The 19,775-nt window shown below is 68.2% G+C and carries 15 protein-coding genes and 1 riboswitch; of the genes, 3 read left to right on the top strand and 12 right to left on the bottom strand.

What is annotated here, in order from left to right; all coding sequences use genetic code 11:
* Window positions 1–2: 2 nt before the first annotated feature.
* The 8 genes from cobJ to LY622_RS13110 form a co-directional block, all read right to left on the bottom strand.
* Window positions 3–809 (bottom strand): precorrin-3B C(17)-methyltransferase, encoded by an 807-nt coding sequence (cobJ, locus tag LY622_RS13145; RefSeq protein WP_234291297.1) that lies wholly within the window; start codon window positions 807–809, stop codon window positions 3–5.
* Window positions 806–1,531 carry a precorrin-2 C(20)-methyltransferase gene (locus tag LY622_RS13140; protein WP_234291379.1) on the bottom strand — a complete coding sequence of 242 codons (726 nt, stop codon included), beginning with the start codon at window positions 1,529–1,531 and terminating at the stop codon, window positions 806–808. Before LY622_RS13140 ends, cobJ begins: the two co-directional genes overlap by 4 nt.
* Before the next feature lie 11 nt (window positions 1,532–1,542).
* Window positions 1,543–2,172, bottom strand: coding sequence for a precorrin-8X methylmutase (locus LY622_RS13135; protein ID WP_234291296.1), 630 nt, complete (start codon window positions 2,170–2,172; stop codon window positions 1,543–1,545).
* A 147-nt stretch (window positions 2,173–2,319) separates the two neighbouring features.
* Window positions 2,320–3,549 carry a ferredoxin-like domain-containing protein gene (locus LY622_RS13130; protein ID WP_234291295.1) on the bottom strand — a complete coding sequence of 410 codons (1,230 nt, stop codon included), beginning with the start codon at window positions 3,547–3,549 and terminating at the stop codon, window positions 2,320–2,322.
* A complete protein-coding gene (gene cobN, locus LY622_RS13125) occupies window positions 3,546–7,415 on the bottom strand; it encodes a cobaltochelatase subunit CobN (RefSeq protein ID WP_234291294.1) in 3,870 nt (1,289 codons plus the stop codon). The genes LY622_RS13130 and cobN overlap by 4 nt, the downstream gene beginning before the upstream one ends.
* A complete protein-coding gene (cobW, locus tag LY622_RS13120; protein ID WP_234291293.1) occupies window positions 7,415–8,515 on the bottom strand; it encodes a cobalamin biosynthesis protein CobW in 1,101 nt (366 codons plus the stop codon). Before cobW ends, cobN begins: the two co-directional genes overlap by 1 nt.
* Entirely contained in the window at window positions 8,512–9,912 is a 1,401-nt protein-coding gene (locus tag LY622_RS13115; protein ID WP_234291292.1) for a cobyrinic acid a,c-diamide synthase CobB, read from the bottom strand. The genes cobW and LY622_RS13115 overlap by 4 nt, the downstream gene beginning before the upstream one ends.
* A complete protein-coding gene (locus LY622_RS13110) occupies window positions 9,909–11,657 on the bottom strand; it encodes an ATP-binding protein (protein ID WP_234291291.1) in 1,749 nt (582 codons plus the stop codon). The genes LY622_RS13115 and LY622_RS13110 overlap by 4 nt, the downstream gene beginning before the upstream one ends.
* Window positions 11,658–11,817: 160 nt before the next feature.
* Window positions 11,818–12,027: riboswitch (cobalamin riboswitch) on the bottom strand.
* A 218-nt stretch (window positions 12,028–12,245) separates the two neighbouring features.
* On the opposite strand from LY622_RS13110, the gene LY622_RS13105 reads away from it, so the two are divergent.
* The 3 genes from LY622_RS13105 (at window position 12,246) to LY622_RS13095 (ending at window position 15,138) form a co-directional block, all read left to right on the top strand.
* A complete protein-coding gene (locus LY622_RS13105) occupies window positions 12,246–13,298 on the top strand; it encodes an ABC transporter substrate-binding protein (RefSeq protein ID WP_500796437.1) in 1,053 nt (350 codons plus the stop codon).
* Window positions 13,299–13,387: 89 nt separating this feature from the next.
* Window positions 13,388–14,377, top strand: a complete 990-nt coding sequence (locus LY622_RS13100) for a FecCD family ABC transporter permease (RefSeq protein WP_234291377.1) — start codon at window positions 13,388–13,390, stop codon at window positions 14,375–14,377.
* Entirely contained in the window at window positions 14,374–15,138 is a 765-nt protein-coding gene (locus LY622_RS13095; protein WP_234291290.1) for an ABC transporter ATP-binding protein, read from the top strand. The genes LY622_RS13100 and LY622_RS13095 overlap by 4 nt, the downstream gene beginning before the upstream one ends.
* 72 nt (window positions 15,139–15,210) lie before the next feature.
* Here LY622_RS13095 and LY622_RS13090 read toward each other — a convergent pair whose 3' ends face one another.
* The 4 genes from LY622_RS13090 to LY622_RS13075 are packed head-to-tail and all read right to left on the bottom strand — an operon-like array spanning window position 15,211 to window position 19,738.
* Entirely contained in the window at window positions 15,211–15,978 is a 768-nt protein-coding gene (locus LY622_RS13090) for an ABC transporter ATP-binding protein (protein ID WP_234291289.1), read from the bottom strand.
* On the bottom strand, window positions 15,978–16,964 hold the full coding sequence (locus LY622_RS13085) for a FecCD family ABC transporter permease (RefSeq protein WP_439649589.1): 987 nt from the start codon (window positions 16,962–16,964) through the stop codon (window positions 15,978–15,980). The genes LY622_RS13090 and LY622_RS13085 overlap by 1 nt, the downstream gene beginning before the upstream one ends.
* Before the next feature lies 1 nt (window position 16,965).
* Window positions 16,966–17,901 carry a cobalamin-binding protein gene (locus tag LY622_RS13080; RefSeq protein ID WP_234291288.1) on the bottom strand — a complete coding sequence of 312 codons (936 nt, stop codon included), beginning with the start codon at window positions 17,899–17,901 and terminating at the stop codon, window positions 16,966–16,968.
* Window positions 17,882–19,738 carry a TonB-dependent receptor domain-containing protein gene (locus LY622_RS13075; protein ID WP_234291287.1) on the bottom strand — a complete coding sequence of 619 codons (1,857 nt, stop codon included), beginning with the start codon at window positions 19,736–19,738 and terminating at the stop codon, window positions 17,882–17,884. Before LY622_RS13075 ends, LY622_RS13080 begins: the two co-directional genes overlap by 20 nt.
* Between the last annotated feature and the right edge of the window lie 37 nt (window positions 19,739–19,775).

Below are 19,775 nucleotides of genomic sequence, written 5' to 3'. Positions count from 1 at the left end.
TCTTATGAGCCCGCCCCTGACACCGAGCGCGGCGTATAAACCCAGGGCGTGCTCTCACGCTCGGCACTCTCGGCACCTCCGGCATGGCGCTGGATGAGACGGGTCTGGCTGGAGCCCACCATCACCAGGGTGCGCATATCGGCCATCTCCGGCGTAGCCTCGCCGAGGGTCGTGACCCGCAGGGACTCCTCAGGCATGGAGACGGCCCGGGCGAACACGATAAAACGCTCCCGCCCGCAGGCCTCTCGCAATACCTCAAGGGCGCGTTCGAACCCCTCCGGCCGTGCCCGGGAGCGGGGGTTGTAGAAGGCCATGGCGAAGTCGGCCTCGGCGGCCAGCCGCAGGCGCTTCTCGATCAGCGCCCAGGGCTTGAGGTTGTCGGAGAGGTTGATACAGCAGAAATCGTGCCCCAGCGGCGCTCCCACCCGCGCGCTGGCGGCCAGCATGGCGGAGATACCCGGCAGCACCTGGATGTCCAGCGCCCGCCACGCCGGCTCGCTCGCCTCCAGCGCCTCGAAGAGGGCCGCGGCCATGGCGAATACGCCGGGGTCGCCTGACGAGACCACCACCACCCGATGGCCAGTGGCGGCCAGCTGCAGCGCCTGCTCGGCCCGGCGGATCTCCTCGCGATTGTCCGAGCCGTGGCGCGTCAGCCCCGGCCGCGGCGCCACCCGCTCGACATAGGGTACGTAGCCCACCACATCGGTGGCATCCGCCAGCGCGGCAGAGACCTCGGGGGTGATCAGCGCATCGCCGCCCGGGCCCAGGCCGACCACTTTCAACCAGCCACCAACCGCTTCCTCGCTCATGGCCGCCTCCCGTTGCCATGAATCAGCAGAATGGAAAAGTACGGCACGCTGTCGCCCACTTCGTGTAGTGGCAGGATCCGCTGCTGGGGCATGGCGGCGTATTCGATCAGCCAGGCCTCGTCCTCACGGCCGGTCCGGGCCAGGGCTCGCCTGACCTTGTCCAGGTTGCGACCGATCTTCATCACCACCAGGGCATCGGTCTGGGCGATGCGCTCCACCAGCATCGCCTCCGGCAGGGTGCCCATCAGCACGGTCAGGATGTCGTCGCCCCAGGTCACCGGCCGCCCGGTGGCGGTCCAGGCGGCGGACATGCCGGTGATACCGGGCACCACCGCTACCGGCACCCGTCCCTGCAGCCGTGTATAGAGATGCATGAAGGAGCCGTAGAAGAACGGGTCGCCCTCACACAGCACCACCACATCCTGGCCGGCCTCGGCGATCTCGGTCAGCTGGGCGACGTGGCGTTCGTAGAAGGCCGCCAGCAGCTCGTTGTAGCGGGGGTCGTCGAAGGGGATCTCGGTGGTGACCGGGTACTCCATCGGCAGCTCGATGGCATCAGACGCGATCAAGCCTTCCACGATACTGCGGGCATGGCCGGTGCGGCCCTTCTTGCGGAAATAGGCGACATGCGACGCCCCGCGGATAAGCCGGTCGGCCCGCACGCTCATCAGGTCCTGGCTGCCGGGCCCGAGGCCGACCCCGTGGATGGTGCCCGGCTTCATGGTTCCGAGGCTCATTCGCTGCGATCCGCCATGGCATTGATGGCGGCCACCGTCACCGCACTGCCGCCGAGTCGCCCCTGGACGACGACGCAGGGCGCCGCGGCGCTCTCCCACAGGGCCTGCTTGGATTCGGCGGCGCCCACGAAGCCCACCGGGCAGCCGATGATGGCCGCCGGGCGGGGGCAGTCCGGGTCTTCCAGCATGTTCAACAGGTGGAACAGGGCGGTGGGTGCATTGCCGATTGCCACCACCGCCCCCTCCAGGTGAGGCCGCCAGAGCTCCACGGCCGCCGCCGAGCGGGTGGTGGACAGCTCCCTGGCCAGGTCGGGCACCCGCTCGTCGTGTAGGGTGCAAAGGATGGCGTTGTCAGCCGGCAGGCGCTTGCGGGTGATGCCCTCGGAGACCATGCGCGCGTCGCACAGGATCGGCGCGCCACTCTCTAGCGCCGCCCGGGCCCGGTTCACCGCGTCGCCGCGAAAGTGAATATGTGCGGCGAGCTCCACCAATCCGGCAGCATGTATCATGCGCACGGCCACCGGCTCTTCTTCCGGCGCGAAGCGCGCCAACTCGGCCTCGCGCCGGATGATGGAAAAGGACTCCCGGTAGATGGCCGGACCATCCGTTTCATAGACGTGGGGCATTCGTTTTCTCCAGATACACCATCAGCGTTTTTCTCAACCGGGAGCTTTGCCGGCAACAAGCCTTCACGAGGGCGCTGTAAACCCATCCCTGGGCGCTACTTTTGCCTTCCCTGGCAAAAGACCCTCGCTCCGCCTTGTCCCCGGCGCTCATCTAACCCACCGTCTTGAAACCATTTCCAGCGCCTCGGACTCATCGAGACCGGTGGCAACCGGCGTGCCATCGGCACGGCCGCCGACGATCAGGTCGTAGCGCCCGTCCCGCCCGCTCAGGCAGAGATCGGCCGGCATCTGGCGGGCACAGCCCTTGGCACAGCCGGAGACATGCACGCTGCCCTCGGTCCGGCCACTCAACCGCTCAGCCAGCGCCAAGGTCTCGACGCTGGCCTGCTCGCAGAGGGGAGCGCCCGGGCATACATCCACGCCTAAGCGCGGGTCCCGTTCATCATCCAGCAGCCCGGGGACGGATGTCGGCGCCTTGCCCTCAATCAGCAGGCGCCGCCAGGGCGTTACCCGCACGGCGCTGACCGCTGCTGAATCGACAGCGGCACGCAGCGCCGCGGCCGGGGCCCGCCCGAACGGCAGGCCAACTACCCTGCCCCACAGGCCCTTTCCTTCGAGATAGGGGCCCAATGCCAGCCGGGGGCCAGGCGCGGCGGGGGCCATGACTGCCGGTGCCCAGGCCGGCAATGGCGCCGTGTGGCGGCGCATTCGCCCGGCTTCCCGTCCACCGCTGTCGACGAACCAGTGCGCCAGCCGAATCAGCAGCTCGACGGCGGCGGCGGGCGAGTCCACCGGGGTGCCCAGCGCCCGCCCATCGGCGCGAACTAATAGACCGCCCGAAGCTCGCGACTGCAGGCCGCCCGAAGCCCGCGGCTGTAGACCGCCTGCTGCCGCGCGCTCGATGCGCAGGTCCGCGGACACCTCACCCAGCAGCGGCGCCGCACCGGCATCGATGGCCAGGCCCCACTTGGCCGGCAGTGCCGGTAATTCGTCGAGGCGGGCCTCCAGCAGCCGAACCGCCTCAAAGGTGGCGTCGCCCGCCTGCCAGTCCGGTGCCAGCAGCAGTTGGGGCCGGCGCTCGCTGTGGGGGTCCGGGTCGACCAGCCCATGCTCGACGAGGAAATCCATCAGGCCGGGCCAACTGGCCTCGGATACGCCGCGTAGCTGCAGGTTGGCGCGGCTGGTGAGCTCGATCAGGCCGCTGCCGAAGGTCTCGGCCGCCTCGCACAGCGCCAGCATCTGGTGGCGGCTGAGTCGCCCCAGCGGAGGGCGCACGCGTACCAGCAGCCCATCGCCGCTGGCCATGGGTCGCCACGCCCCAGGGCACCAGCCCTTGATGCGTGGTGCAACCGGCTTACCCCGCTGGCTGGTCGTCATGGCGCGAGCTCCCGAGTCTCGTCGATCTCAAGCAGCAGGGCCTGCAGGGCCGGCCCTTGCTCGCCAGGCTCCTGCCACAGGCCTCGCTGAACGGCCTCAAGCAGCCGCTCGGCCATCTCCTCCAGCGCCGCCGGGTTGTGCTCGCGCAGGAACTGCTGGTTGCGCGGATCCAGCACCAGCGCCTCGCTGACCTGGGCGTACTGGTAGTCGGCGACCAGATCGGTGGTGGCGTCGTAGGCGAACAGGTAGTCGACGGTGGCGGCCATCTCGGCGGCGCCCTTGTAGCCGTGCTCACGCATGGCCTCGATCCACTTGGGATTGAGCACCCGGGAGCGGATCACCCGCGCCAGCTCCTCCTTGAGGGTGCGCATGCGCGGCTGCGCCGGGTTGGCGTGATCGGCGTGGTAGATGGTCGGCGCCTGCCCGCCGAGGGCCCGGCTGGCGTTGGCTATGCCGCCCTGGAATTCGTAGTAGCCGTTGGAATCGAGGATATCGTGCTCGCGGTTGTCCTGGTTGTGCATTACCGCGTCCAGGCCCTTGATCCGTTCCTCGAAGGCCCGCCGCGCCGCGGTCCCCGACTCCGGGAACTGGCCGTAGGCGTAGGCCCCGGCATCGAGATAGGCCTCGGCCAGGTCGTCGGCACTGTCCCAGGCGCGACTGTCGATCATGCGGTTCAGGCCGGCGCCATACTCGCCGGGCTTGCTGCCGAAGATACGATATCCAGCCTCCTGGGCGGCGGCATCCGGGGCGAGCCCCTGGCCTTCGAGCTCCTGGCGACGCGCCAGCACCGCCGCGCGGATGGTGTTGCCGTCGCCTGGCTCGGCGTACTCGGCGACCGCCCTCACTGCCCGGTCGAACAGGCGAATGACATTGGCAAAGGCATCGCGGAAGAAGCCAGAGACCCGCAGGGTGACGTCCACCCGGGGGCGGCCCAGCAGCATGGCGGGAATCACCTCGACATCGATCACCCGCTGGGAGCCCAGCGACCAGAGCGGCCGTACCCCCATCAGGGCGAAGGCCTGGGCGATATCGTCACCGCCGGTGCGCATGGTGGCGGTGCCCCAAATCGACAGCCCCAGCTGGCGTGGGTAGTCGCCGTGGTCCTGCAGGTAGCGCTCGACGAAGGCCTGGGCCGACTTCTCGCCCAGCGACCAGGCCGCGGGTGAGGGTATCGCCCGGTTATCGACGCTGTAGAAGTTGCGCCCGGTGGGCAGCACGTCCAGCCGCCCGCGGCTGGGGGCGCCGCTCGGCCCAGGCGGCACGAACAGACCGTCGAGGCCGTCCAGCAGCGACTGGATCTCCATCTCGGCGCCACGCTGCATGGCGACCCACAGCCGCTCGCGGGCATAGCGGCACTGCTCGGCGGTGGCCGGGTAATCCCGGGCCAGGGTGGCCAGGCAGCCCGGCTCCAACACGTAGGCGTCGATCAGCCGGTGGGCGAGCAGCTCCAGGCGCTCGCGGGTATCGGCGGCGGTGCGCCAGGCGGAGCTGTCCTGCTCGGCCAGGGCCGGCGGCCGCGGGCCGTGCCAGGGCTCGGCCCCGGCCATCAGCGGATCGAAGTCTGCGGCCAGCCCCAGGTCGTCCGCCAGGTTGTGCAGCAGGCCGCGCTGGGCCGGCGTCTCGCCCCGCGGCAAGCGCAGGATGGCCGCCAGGGTTCCCGCCTGCTTGTCCCGCGGCGGCACGCTGCCCAGCACGTGCAGGCCATGGCGGATCTGGGCCTCCTTGATATCGCACAAGTAGGTGTCCAGCTCGTTGAGCAGGCGCTCGTCATCGCTACCCTCGGCGCTATTCCCGCTCTGGGCCAGCTCCTGGTCGATACCGGTGCGGCGCAGATGCGCGATGATCCGCTCGCGCAGCAGCGTCTCGCGCCGCGGGTCCATGCCCAGGGCCTGATAATACTCGTCGGTCAGGGCTTCCAGTTCCGCCATGGCGCCGTAGAGTTCGGCGCGGGCCAGCGGCGGCATCAGGTGGTCGATGATCACCGCCTGGCTGCGGCGCTTGGCCTGGGCGCCCTCGCCCGGGTCATTGACGATAAACGGATAGAAGTGCGGCAGCGGCCCCAGGGCGATATCCGGCCAGCACTCGGCACAGAGCGCCGTGCTCTTGCCCGGCAGCCATTCCAGGTTGCCGTGTTTGCCCACATGTACCACCGCATCCACCCGGTAGTGCTCGCGCAGCCAGAGATAGAACGCCAGGTAGCTGTGGGGCGGCACCAGCTCGGTGTCGTGGTAGCTCTTGACCGGGTCGTCGATGCGCCAGGGGCCTTGAGTGAAAGCACGCTCCGGCTGTATGCCGACGAAGGTCTCCCCCAGGCGAATTCCGGCGATCATCAGCCGGCCCTGGCGGCACTTGGGGTCCTCCGACGGCGGGCCCCAGCGTGTGGATACCGCTTCCTGCAGCGCTTCCGGCAGGGTCCGGAACCACGCCAGATAGTCGTCGAGCCCGATGCTCTGCCAACAAGCGCGCTGGTCCAGCACATCGCGATCGTTGGTGACGGCGCCCTGCAGCAGGCGAATGAGGTCGTCGCCGTTTGCCGGCATGTCGCCTACCGGATAACCCGCCTCGGCCAGTGCCCGCAGGATGCGTAGCGTCGATGCCGGCGTATCCAGGCCGACGCCGTTGCCGATGCGCCCATCGCGGTTGGGGTAGTTGGCCAGCACCAGCGCCAGGCGCTTGTCGGCATTGGGTGTCTGGCGTAACCCACATACGCGGCGCGCCAGCGTGGCCACGAAGGCGGCGCGCTCGGGGTGCAGCAAATGACGGATCACCGACAGCTGGCAGCGCTCGCTGTAGTGTGCCTCGCTCTTGAAGCCCACCGCCCGGGTGATGACGCGGCCGTCCATCTCCGGCAGCACCACCTGCATGGCCACGTCGCGACTGTGCAGGCCGCCGGCCTTGGCCTGCCAGTCCTCCTCGGTGCTGCTCGCCAATATGGCCTGCAGCACCACCGGCCGGCCGACGAACTGCCCGGCGAAGCGCCCCTCGAACGGATCCCCTCCCAGGGCCTCCTTGTCGTCGTCACTGCGATTGACGGAAAAACTGGTGGTATTGACCACCAGCATGGCCCCGGTCTGCTCGATGAGGTGATTGACGAAGGCCACACAGGCCTCCTCCTTGAGCGACGCCACGGCCACCGCCAGCGGCTCGAGCCCCTGCTCCCGCAGCGCCTCGATCAGGCCATCCAGCATGGCGGTGTTGGCGCCCTGCAGATGGCTGCGGTAGAAGAGCAGCAGGCAGACCAGGCGTTCGGGATCGCGCAGTGCCATCCATTCATTCAGTGTTGCTTCCCGTTGCGTGGCGGCATGTGGCATGTAGAGCAGCGCCGCGGGAATCGCCCTGGGCTCCTGCCAGTCCAATCCATGGCCAAAGCACTCGCTGCCGACAAACCGCAGCAGCTGCTCGGCATTGTCCACCCCGCCCTCGCGCAGGTAGCGCCACACCCGGTGGGCCGAGGCGAAAGCCACGCTGGAGTCCTCCAGCAGGGCATCGTCCGGGGCGTCGCAGCCCGGCACCAGGATCAGCTGCCGCCCGCGTACAGCGGCGGCCCAGGCCAGCAACCGCTCGTGGCCGTAGCGCCAGTAGCCGCTGCCGCCCAGCAGCGAGACGATCACCACCCGCGCCTGTTCCAGCACGCGGTCCTCGTAGAGGTCGTAGGCGGCGGGCTTGACCAGGTTCATCCAGTTCGCCAGCCGCACCGTCGGGTAGTCGTCGCCGAGCGTCACGCTCAGCCGCTCGGCCGCCTGGGCCAGCGCCGAGAGGCTGCTGTCGGCGGCGGACAGGATGACGATCTCGGCGGGGCTCTGCTGCAGGTCGACGATGCCCTCATCCTCGACGAAGCCCCCGGGCTTGGCGGCGAAGAGATGCATCAGGCGGTCGCTTCGATCTCGGCGCTCGCCAGGGCCGCGTACAGGGCCTGCTTGTCCAGCGCCCGACCGATGATCACCAGCTGGGTGCAGCGCGGTTCGTCCTGCCTCCAGAGGCGGTCGAAGTAGCCGTCCAGACGCTCGCCGACGGCCTGGATCACCCGGCGCATGGGCTTGCCCGGAATCGCCGCGAAACCCTTGGCGCGATAGATCTCGTGGGCTTTCAGCAGCTGCTGGAGGCTGTCCGCCAGGAGGTCGCCGTCGACCTCGCCCAGGCGGATCACGCAGGAGTCGAAATGGTCGTGGGCGTGGTCGTGGTGCGCCCCCTCGGCGTGATGACGATCGTGGTGGTTGTCGATGCGGTCGATGTTCTCCTCGCTCGCCGCGCCGATGCCCATCAGGGCTTCCAGCTGGGCGCTGTCCGCGGCCAGGCTCTGGTCGATGAACAGCGTCTTGACGGATGCCGGCACCCGCTGGGCCACCAGTTCCTCCACCCGCTTGCGGTCGGCCGGCTCGAGCAGGTCGGTCTTGCTGACCAGCACCAGGTCGGCGGCGCTCAGCTGGTCGTCGAGCAGTTCGCGCAGGCTGGGGTCGTGGTCCAGGGAGTCGTCGGCCAGGCGCTGGGCCTCCACCTTGCCGACGTCGCTGGCATAGCGGCCGGCGGCCACCGCTGGCCCGTCGATCAGGGTGATGATGGCATCCACGGTGCAGTGCTGGCGCACCTCCGGCCAGTTGAACGCCTGCACCAGCGGCTTGGGCAGGGCCAGGCCGCTGGTCTCGATGAGGATATGGTCGATGTCGTCGCGGCGCGCCATCAGCTTCTTCATCACCGGCAGGAACTCCTCCTCCACGGTGCAGCAGATGCAGCCGTTGGCCAGTTCGAAGATGCCGCTCTCCGATTCCACGGGGGCGCTACCTTCCTCTTCACAGCTCAAGGCACAGCCGCGCAGCAGGCTGGAGTCGATGTCCTGCTCGCCGAACTCGTTGACGATAACGGCGATGCGCTTGCCGGTGACCTGACGCAGCAGGCTGGCCAGCAGCGTGGTCTTGCCGCTGCCCAGGAAGCCGGTCACCACCGTGGCGGGGATCTTGTTCAGGTTCATCCGTGGAGTTCCTGTGTGGTGATGGAGTGAGTCTCGCTGGCCTGGCCCGGCATGAACAGGCGGGCCACGGCGGCGGGGTTGTCGGGGAAGAACAGGTGCAGATAGGTCGCCGTCAGGCGGCGCTGGCGATAGATCGCCTCGCCCGGTGCGGGGTGGCGCTGGCGCCGACCAAAGGCGATGGCTTCGGGGGTGCCCTCTGCCAGCGAGCGGTGATGGGCATGGCCGCGCACCGGCCCCTCCGGTAGCTCGGCGGTCTGCATGCCCTGGCAGCCGCGCCGCCCGCGCATGGCGCCGTGGCCGGGCAGCAGCCCCAGCATGGCGTGGGTGCTGTCGGCATAGTCCGTCAGGGTCTCGAGGGAGTAGAGCAGGCCGCCGCACTCGGCGAGAATCGGCTTGTCCGCGTCAAAGAAGCGGCGAATGTCATCGCGCATGGCGCCGTTTTCCGCCAGCCGCGCGGCGTGGAGCTCCGGGTAGCCGCCGGGAAACCAGAGGGCGTCGCAGGTCGGCAGTTGGGCATCGTTGAGCGGTGAGAAGAAGCGCAGGGTCGCGCCCATCCCCTCCAGCAGGTCCAGGTTGGCCTGGTAGATGAAGCTGAAGGCCGCATCCCGGGCCACGCCGATGGTCTGGCCGGCAAGCAGTGGCTGAAGCGACGACAAGGCGTGCAGTGCTTCCACGTCTGGCGCCGAAAACATGACCGGCGGCAGTTGCAGCAGGGCCTCCGCCAGCCCCTCGGCCTCGAGCGCCGCGGCGCCGGCCTCGAAGCGGGCCTCCAGCTCATCGCGGATCTCATCGGCCTGCACCAGCCCCAGGTGGCGCTCGGGCAGGGCCAGGGCGGTGTCCCGCGGCACCGAGGCCAGCAAGGGTATGGCGTCAGGCAGCGCCGCTTCGATCAGCTCGCGGTGGCGCTGCGAACCACAGGCGTTGGCGATCATTCCGGCGATTCGGATGTCGTCGCGGAAGCCCGCCAGGCCGGCCACCAGCGCCGCCGCCGTCTGGGCCATGCCCTTGACGTCCATGACGATGACCAACGGCAGCTCGAACAGGGCGGCGAGATCGGCGCTGGAGGGTTCGCCATCGAACAGGCCCATGGCGCCTTCGACCAGGATCAGGTCCGCCTCGAGCGCGGCCTCGAACAGGCGCTGTCGGCAGTAGGCCTCGCCGGCCATCCACAGGTCGAGCTGATCCACCGGCTGGCCTGAGGCCTGGGCCAGCACCAGGGGATCCAGGTAGTCCGGGCCGGTCTTGAAGACCCGCACCACCTTGCCCCGGTTGCGCAGCATCCGCGCCAGCGCAGCGGTTACCGTGGTCTTGCCCTGGCCCGAGGCGGGTGCGGCGATAAAGACCGCAGGGCAGGCGGCACTCGTCGGCGCCGCACGGTTCGGATCATGCTCTGTCATGTGGTCTCCAGGCGGCGTTCCAGGTGAGACAGGGGCCGGTACAGCGCACCCAGCTGCCGGGCGATCTGCGTCCCCCTGCCCCGCTTGACCGCGGCCTGCTCGGTATCCACGACGATGCAGTCACCCAGCGGCGGCAGGCCATCCAGGGATTGGCGGGTACGCCCGTCGGTGATGAGGTAGGTCCGCACATGCAGGCCAGGATCCTGTCGCCGCCACTGGCGAATCAGGCTCGCCGCCCGCAGCACGGCGTCGCGAAGCGGCGTGCCGCCGCCGCCGTCGGCGGCATCGAGCCGCTCACGCAGCGCCTTGGGGGCGCGGCGGCGTAGCAGCACAGGCGTGACGCCGCCATTGCCGAAGCCCAGCACCGCCATCTGCTCCCGGGCGTCATAGGCCTGCTGCGCCAGCCGCTCGACCAGGCCCTTGGCCCGGCCCAGCAGCTGCCGGCCGAGGGTCGAGGCGGAGGTATCCAGCAGCACCAGGTGCAACACCGGCTGGCCACAGCGGGCCTGGCGATAGCGCAGCTCCCGCCAGGGCCAGCGGCCGCGGTTGGCAACCAGGGTGGCGAACCAGTCCGGTCGGGATGCTTCGCGATGTGCCCGGCGCCGGCCGGGCTGTTGTCCGCGGCGCACGGATGCCGAAGCCGCCGAGGTCGTCGGTTTCGCGGGTGTTTCCGGGGAGATTCCCGGCAAATCCGTCGCCGGCACAGTGACGCTTTTCTGGGTGACCGGCGGCATGGCGCCCCACTGCCCCTGCGCTTGCGAGGCTGGAGCGCTCTCGCTAGCACCCGGCGTCTGGCTGTCGGCAGCCGAGTTGCCGCTATCGGGAGGCGGCGTGGTCTGGTCCGGGCCGTGGCCTGGAGGCTGGTCTGGGGTGTGATCTGAGTGCCGGCGATGCGCCAGGACCCAGGGCTCGACGCTGTCCAGGTCCTCCCGGCCCACCGTGGTCGCGCCGCGCCAGGCGGCATGGGCCCTGGCGGCCCGATGCCAGGTCACGTCCGCCCGCAGGCCCTCGACGCCGGCACGCTCGCAGCGCACCGCGATATGCTCGTAGACCCAGGGCTCGCTGGTCATCTCAGCCAGCGCCCGCTGCGCCTGCCCCAGGCGCTGGGTCAGCGCGGCCTGGGCCTCCGCCTGGCAGGCCACGTAGCCCTCGGGGTCACGGTCGAAGGCCTCACGCTGCTGCAGGATGGCCACCCGCTCCCGTACGCTCATCGCCGCGCCCTGCTCGAGACACAGGCCGAAGCGATCGAGCAACTGGGGGCGCAGCTCCCCTTCGTCGGGATTCATGGTGCCGATCAGGCTGAAGCGGGCGGGATGGGTGTGGCTGATGCCGTCGCGCTCGACGATGTTGGTGCCGCTCGCGGCCACATCGAGCAGCAGGTCCACCAGGGGATCCGGCAGCAGGTTGACCTCGTCGACGTAGAGCACGCCACCGTGCGCCTTGGCCAGCAGGCCCGGATGGAAAGCCGATTCGCGCTCGGAGAGCACCCGCTGCAGGTCCAGGCTACCGGTCAGGCGCTCCTCGCTGGCGCCCAGCGGCAGGGTGACGAACGGCGGACGGCGCCCTTCGGGGTCATCGGGCAGGATCGCCGCCAGCGCCCGGGCCAGGGTGGACTTCGCAGTGCCGCGAGGGCCGCTGATCAGCACGCCCCCGACCCGGGGATCGATGGCGTTGAGCAGCAGCGCGGTCTTGAGCGCCTGCTGGCCGACCACGGCGACGAAGGGGAACTCAGCCCGTGACATCATGGCCCCGGGCATCATGACCACCTGGCGTACCGACAAGCGACGTCGGAGCGAGGGCACACGAGCGCCCGTCCGACAGCCGGCAGGAACGGAAAGCTCCCGGGAAGGAGGAAAAAGGAATCATTGCGACACGCTATCCCCGATGCCCACCGCACCGTTGCTGGATGAAACGACATGACGGGCCGGTCTCCGGGCTCGAGGAGTGACGCAAAAACTCGCGCCATTGCCTGCACCTTCCCGGCCAATGCCAGTGGTTCTTGCAGGCTACTCACTCATTACCGTTGCGGGGGCAGCGATGGGATGGGCGCAAGCGCCGTACCATACTTCCCGATTATCCCCTACAAGCAGGGGCACCCGTCTCGAGTAGGCCCATCCTAAAGCAATAGTCGCAACAGGCGCAATTTGACCACCGGGGCGCCTGCCGTGGCTCGCAGGCACCCCAACCGGCAAGCTGGCCCGACAGGTGAGTTCCAGGCTTCTCTTCAAAATTGTTATAGTATAACATAACAATTTCTTTCTCATCCTGTGGCTGGCAATCGAGGCGCCGACATGCAAAATGCAGTGCTATGATCGCCGCCCACCAGGGTCAGATTGGCCAATACACTTCCGCCATCCGGATATGACGCGATGAATTACGCTCAACGATTACTGGCAACTCTCGCTCTTTTTACCGCACCATTTGTCATGGCGGAGCCCACCGATTACCCCCTGACATTGACAAATTGCGGCATGGAAATCAGCTTCTCGTCCGTACCGGAAAGCACGGTTACCGTCGGGCAGTCGGCTACGGAAATCCTCTATTCATTGGGACTTTCCGAGCGGGTATCCGCGACGTCAGTGTGGTTCAATCCCGTGCTGCCACAGTTCAGCGAGATCAATGCCAATATCGAGCGTCTCGCCGACAACGATCCGAGCTTCGAATCCGTCATCAGCCGCAGACCCGATCTTGTCGCCGCCCAATATGAGTGGCACGTTGGCCCCACCGGAAGCGTGGCGAGCCGAGAGCAGTTCCATGAGCTCGACATCGCCACCTACATCATGCCGGCGGACTGCGACACCAAGGACAACAACACCGGTGGCGACGGCACGCGCATCGCCGCCTTCTCCCCTGAACATGTCTACAAGGGCATCAACGAACTGGCCAGTATCTTCGATGTCCGCGAAGCCGGAGATGCCCTGGTCGCCGACCTCCAGGCGCGCGAGGCCAGCGCCATCGAGAGTGCCAGGCGCCTGGCGCTACCGGAAGACCTGTCAGCGGTATTCTGGTTCTCCTCCCCCGCCGAGTCGGCGGATCCCTTCGCCGCCGGCCGGCTCGGCGCGCCGGGCTATATGATGGATGCCTTGGGCATCCATAACGTGGTGGAATCCGATGAAGAGTGGCCAGTGGTCGGCTGGGAAACCATCGCCCGGGCCGATCCGGATATCATCGTGGTCGCCAGCATGGACCGCCGCCGCTTCCCTGCCGACGATGTCGCCAATAAACTCGAATTCCTGCATAGCGACCCCGTGACCCGCGAAATGTCGGCAGTCAGGGACGGACGTATCGTTGAGATGGATGCCCATGCGATGAGCGCCACCATGCGCACGATCTTCGGTCTCGAAACGCTGGTCGAGGCCCTGACGACGATGCCCTTCGACCAGTGATTCTTCGACCAGTGATTTCGACCCTGGCACTGCGCCCGGCGATACGCATTCGCTGGCACTGGACCTGGCTGACGCCGTTGGTCCTGTTCATGGGGATAATGGCCGGCACCGCCATCGGCGAGACGCCGATTGCGCTGGATACCATTCTCAAGGTGCTGGCCAATCAGCTGTGGGGCGCGGGCTATGCCGTGGACCGGATCGATGCCGGCATCATCTGGAACTACCGCCTGAGTCGCGCCATTCTTGCCGCCTGCTGCGGGGCCGGCCTGGCGCTTGCCGGCGTGGTCCTGCAGGCGTTGCTGCGCAACCCCCTGGCCGACCCCTTCCTGATGGGAATTTCCGCCGGCGCCTCCACCGGTGCCGTGGCGGTGACCATCGCCGGGTTTGGCGCCGGCGTCGTCACGCTCTCCCTTGGCGCCTTCGCCGGGGCCGGGCTGGCGTTCGGTCTGGTGGTGATGCTCGCCCATGCCGCCAGCAGTGGCACCGGTGGCGGACGCAGCACCCAGGCCGCGGGGGCCATCATCCTCGCCGGCATCGCCGGCTCGCAGCTGTTCAATGCCCTCACCGCCTTCATCATCGCCAGGTCGGCGAGCGCCGAGCAGGCGCGGGGCATCATGTTCTGGCTGATGGGCAACCTCTCCGGGGTACGCTGGGAGGATGTTACCCTGGGACTGCCCACCGCCGTGGCCGGCCTGCTGGTCTGTCTATGGTACCGGCGGGCGCTGGATGCCTTCACCTTCGGTGCCGACAGCGCCGCCTCGCTGGGCATCCCCGTGCGCCGCGTGCGCGGCATTCTGATTGCCAGCATGGCCCTGGTCACCGCGGTGATGGTCTCCATGGTCGGCGCCATCGGCTTCGTGGGGCTGGTGATTCCCCACGCCATGCGCTTTCTGGTCGGCAGTCGCCACACCCGGCTGGTGCCCGCCTCGGCGCTGGCCGGCGCGGTCTTCCTGATCGCTGCGGATATCCTCTCGCGCATCCTGGTGCCGGGGCAGGTGCTGCCGATCGGAGTGGTCACGGCGCTGGTCGGCGCCCCGGCCTTTGCCCTGATCCTGGTGCGTGGGACGAGGACGAAATGAGGCTGGCCGCCGAACGCATCGACTGGTCGGTCCACGGCCACAAGCTGCTGAACGATGTCAGCCTCAGGGTGGCGCCCGGCGAGACCTTCGGCCTGATCGGCCCGAACGGCTCGGGCAAGACTACCCTGCTGCGGGTGCTCGCCGGACTGCGCAAGCCCAGGACCGGTCGCGTACTGGTGAACGATGCGTCGATGTACGCGATGCGCCAGCGCGACATCGCCCGGATCATCGCCTTCGTCGAGCAGCAGGCCGAGACCCTCGACCGTATCGTGGTTCGCGAGGCGGTGGCCCTGGGCCGGACGCCCTTCCTCTCGGCGCTGCAGCCGTGGTCGGAGCAGGATGACGCCATCGTCGCCCAGGCACTCGCCAATGTCGGCATGGCGCATCTGGCGGATCGACTCTGGCATACGCTGTCCGGCGGCGAACGACAGCGCGTCCACATCGCACGCGCCCTGGCCCAGCAGCCGAGGATCCTGCTGCTCGACGAGCCCACCAACCACCTCGATATTCGGCACCAGCTGTCGATCCTGTCGCTGGTCCGGCAGCTGTCGGTCACGGTGGTCATCGCCCTGCATGACCTCAATCAGGCCATGGAGTGCGACCGCATCGGCGTGATGGATGGCGGTCGCCTGGTCGATGTCGGCCCACCCAGCCAGGTACTGACGGCCGAAAGGCTGCGCCATACCTTCGGCGTGCATGCCGATTTCCTCGATGATCCCGTCGACCATCGCCGGATCATGCGCTTCCGCAGCGCTCTGTAAAGCCTCCGAAAGCCCTGCCCCGCGAAGCCCCGTCGCGCCAGCCATCGATAGCGCTGGCAGGCCCACTTGGCGCTATCTCACGGGTACGAAGACAGGCGCACCGTCGATCTCGGCGGTGGCCAGGCGCTGGCCGTACAACGCCTCGAGCGCGGCGGGCACCAGCATGGCGTCGCGCGGGCCCCAGCACGCCTCGCCATCGGGGTAGAGCAGCAGCAGATGATCGCACCAGCGCGCCGCCAGATTGAGGTCGTGCAGGCACATCATCACCGCCCTGCCCTCGGCGGCCTGTTCGGCGAGCAGCGCCATCACCGCGGTCTGGTGGTGCAGGTCGAGATGGTTGGTGGGTTCGTCGGCGAGCCAGATCTGCGGTGCCTGGGTCAGCACCGTGGCAATGGCCAGGCGCTGTCTTTCGCCGCCCGAGAGCGTACTCACCAAGCGTTCGGCCAGGTGATCGACGTCGAGCCGCGCCAGCGCCGCCTCGGCCAGCTGCAGGTCCTCGCCGCCCTCCATCTGCCACGCCGAAAGCCACGGGTGGCGGCCGATCAGCGCGGTTTCGCGCACCGTGGCGGGAAAGCCGTCCTGGCGATCCTGGAATACCAGCCCCAGCGTGCGCGCCACCTGGCGACGGCCAAGCGCTGCCAGCGGCCGGCCGTCGACGAGCACCTGACCTGCCCGAGGAGCGCGCAACCCGGCCAAGGTATGCAGCAGCGTGGTCTTGCCGGCGCCATTGGGACCGAGCACGCCCCATACCTGCCCCGGTTCGATACTGAGCGACAGCGCTTGGCCGCTGCGCCGCTCCGGCACGTCGATCACCAGCTCGCGGATCTCGAGGCGGCTCATCAGCGGCTCCGATAGAGCAGGTAGAGGAAGGTGGGCACGCCGAGCAGCGCGGTGATCACCCCCACCGGCAGCTGTTCCGGGGCGATCAGGGTGCGCGCCAGGGTGTCGGCCAACACCAGCAGGGTGCCGCCGGCCAGGGCGCAGGCCGGCAGGATCAGCCGCTGGTCGTTGCCCAGCACCAGGCGCAGCATGTGCGGCACTACCAGGCCGACGAAGCCGATGCTGCCGGCGGTGGTCACTGCCATGGCGGTGAGCGCGCTGGCGACAAGATAGATCGTCCACTCCAGTGGGCGCACGTTGACCCCCAGCGCCGCCGCCTGCAGCGGCCCCCGCGCCATCACGTTGAGGCTGCGGCCCAGCGGCATCAGCAGCAGGCAGATCAGCAACAGCAGCGCCAGGGGTGGCCAGGGCGTACGCGAATAGGAGAGATCCCCCATCAGCCAGTAGAGCATGCCGGGCAGACGCTCCGCTGGGCTCAGTGCCAGCATCAGAGTGATCACCGCGCCCCAGCCGGCCGCCACCACCACCCCGGTGAGCAGCAGCCGCGACGGCGTCCAGCTACCGGTGCCGTGGGCCAGGCCGAAGACCAGCAGCGTAGAGAGAAAGGCCCCGGCAAACGCCGAGCCGGTAATCACCGCTCCCCCCAGACCCGCCAGCATCGCCGCCAATGCCCCCACCGAGGCGCCACCGGAGAGGCCCAGCACGTAGGGGTCGGCCAGGGGGTTGCGCAACAGCACCTGCATCAGGGCACCGGCCACGGCGAGCAGGCCACCCACGGCGAAGGCCGCCAGCGAACGTGGAACGCGCAGTTCGAGAATCAGCGTGCGCGCCAGGGGGCTACCCTCGCCGCGCACCACCGCCCAAACGTCGGCAAGCGACAGCGCAGCGCTGCCCACCGTGACCGAGAACAGCAGCGCCGCCAGCCCCACCAAGGCCAGTGCGGCCAGGGGTGGCCACAGCGAGCGCCGGGGCATCAGGCGGCTCATCTCAGCGCTTGTCGCGGGCACGGTCGAGTTTCTCGCAGAACAGCCGGCTACCCTCGAGCAGCCGCGGCGTGGGCCGCTGGATCAGTGACGGCGGCACGAAGTAGAGGTTGTCCTGCGCCACGGCCGTCAGGCCCGGGTACTGCTCCCAGTGGGTCAACCATTGCCGATTCTCCTCCCCCATGCCGCCGGCGAGTATTGCCTCGGGATCGGCGGCAAGTACCGATTCGTCGTCGATGCGCGGCACCAGACGCGACAGCTCGCCGAACACGTTGACGCCACCGCACAGGGTCAGCACCTTGCCGATCAGGTGCTCGTCGTTGATGGTCATCAGCGGCTCGTCCCACACCTGGTAGAACACCGATATCGGCTCGGCATCGGCGTAGCGCCCGGCCAGCGCCGCCATGCCGTCGCGGAACTCGGCCGCCACGCGATCGCCCTCCTCGCGGGTATCGGCAAGCAGCGCCAGCCTCTCGACAGCGCTGGAGACGCTTTCGAAGTCGCGCGGTTCGATATAGAACACCGGGATGCCCAGCGCCTCGATGGTCTCGAGCTGCTCTGGCGGGTTGCCGGTCATCCAGCCGATCACCAGGTCGGGGTTTAGTGTCACCAGGGCTTCCAGGTCCATCCGGGTGTGGCTTCCCACCGACTGGACCTCTTGCGCCTCGGGCGGGTAGTCGCTGTAGGCGACCACGGCGACCACCTTCTCCCCCGCACCGGCGGCGTAGACCAGCTCTGTGGCGCCGGGCGAGAGCGCGGCGATGCGAGTGGCCGGTGCTTCCAGGCATATCTCGCGGGAACGGTCGTCGGTGGCGCAGAGCGCCTCGGCGCGCGCCTCGCCGACACCCGGCCCCAACAGGGCCAAGGCAAGCGAGGCACCGGAAAATACGGCGGGGCCAAGGGCCCCGCCGAACCGGCCATTACTGGCCGAAATGGACACTGACGAAGGCCGCTCGGCCGGCGTTGAGATAGTCATCACCATTTGCGAATCTTGCCGTCGCGTATTCCTTGTCCAGGGCATTTTCGACGGTCAGACGAGCCGACCACAGCGGCGCGAACTGCCAACCGGCGCGCAGGTTGACCAACCCAAACCCACCGATACGGTTCTCGTTGGCCGCATCGTTATAGCGATACCCCTGTAGGACCCAGGAGCCCCCCAGGGACCATTCACCCAATTCACGGTCCACATCGAACCGAGCGCTCTGGCTGGCACGACGCTGAATCCGCTTGCCCGCATTGAGCCCGCTGCGATTCTCCGGGTCGGTCCAGCTCAGCGCTGCGGCCAACGTCCAGTCATCAATGTCGACGCCGCCTGACAACTCAACGCCACGAATACGCGCTTCAGCAATATTCTGTGGCGCCCACAGGCCCGTCTCGGTCGGTGCCCAGGCGATCATGTCATCGAGATCGCTCTGATAGGCTGCGAGGTCCCAATACCAGCGCCGGTACTGTCCGCGCACACCCACTTCAACAGTCTCGGATGTTTCAGGATTGAGCTCGGGATTACCCGAGTTCGGCCAAAACAGATCGTTGAAGGTAGGCGCTCGGAAAGCCGTGCCGTAGCTGGCACGCAAGGTATGGAAGCCATCCAGATCATAGCCCAGCGCCAGACTACCGGTGACCTCGTCGCCATAGGCCTCGTTGTCGTCGTAACGTAGAGCAGCCTGCACCGCAAAGGGGGAGAAGTCGAGCAGGCCCTGAGCGAAGACGGCAGTATTGTCCCGGCTGGACACCTCGTGATCCGTTGTCCCGGAAACCCGATCTTCACTGTACTCCGCACCGGCCACCAGCTCGTGCATGCCGAAGCCCAGGGTATTCTGCCAACGGACGGTCTGGGTGCGGGTATCAAAGACAGAAGTGCTGGCGGGCCCCCACTGGGTAGCCTCGACATGATCGTCGAGCTCATCCCGGGACTCACTTAGCGTCAGGCGGCTGCGCCAGGTCTCGGTCACGGGCAGCTCAGCGTAAACACCGGCGACCTGCTGGACGAAGTCCATTTCTCCGCCATCATACTCGTTGCCACCTCGCCCTCGCAGCGCCAGCATCCCGACTTCAGCACCGCCATCGAAGGTATGGGCGATACGTGCCAGGGCCGAGGTGTTGTCGTAACCCTTGTCCTCGCCGTCGCGGCGCACCGGTGTGCCATCGGTGATGAAATGGCTGCCGGCGAAACTGTAACGGGTGCCGCCGCCGCTGCCGGAAAATCCTGCGCTGTAGCGCTGGGTATTGAAGGAGCCACCGCCCACTGAGACGCTCGGATGCGGGCCGCCCTCTTCCGTTTCATGGGTGAAGAGCTGCACCACGCCACCCACCGCGTCGGCGCCATACAGGCTGCCGCGCGGCCCGCGCACGATCTCTGCGCGCTCAAACATACGTGGATCGAGATAGTGCCACGCGGCGCCACCGGCCGTGGCGGAGCGCAACCGAATGCCGTCGATCATCAGCACTGCCGACTCGTTCCCGGTGCCACGCAGATAGACGCTGCTGTTCTTGCCGAAGCTGCCGTTGGTGGTGACATCCACCCCCGGCTGGCCGCGCAGTAGATCGGTGACGCTGGTCGGATCCTGCCGACGCAGGGTGGCCTCGTCGAGTACGGTCACCGAGGAGAGTGTCTCGTCGGCGGTGCGCGGCGCCAGTGTGGCGGTGACCACCATTGGGTTCAGCGCGACGGTGTCGGTCTCCTCGGCTGTGGCGGTCTGGGCCTGAACGGCAAGCGGCAGAGCGGCCAGGCCGAAGGCGGCCAGCCCCTGCGCGGCCAGATGGTATTGGGTTTTCATTCTGATTCCCTTGCTCGCCGTGCCTACCCGCACGGTC

The organism is Halomonas alkalisoli (assembly GCF_021412585.1).
GTDB lineage: Bacteria > Pseudomonadota > Gammaproteobacteria > Pseudomonadales > Halomonadaceae > Halomonas > Halomonas alkalisoli.
The sequence above is the reverse complement of the archived record's forward strand: the minus strand, read 5'-3'. Positions and strand labels throughout refer to the sequence as shown.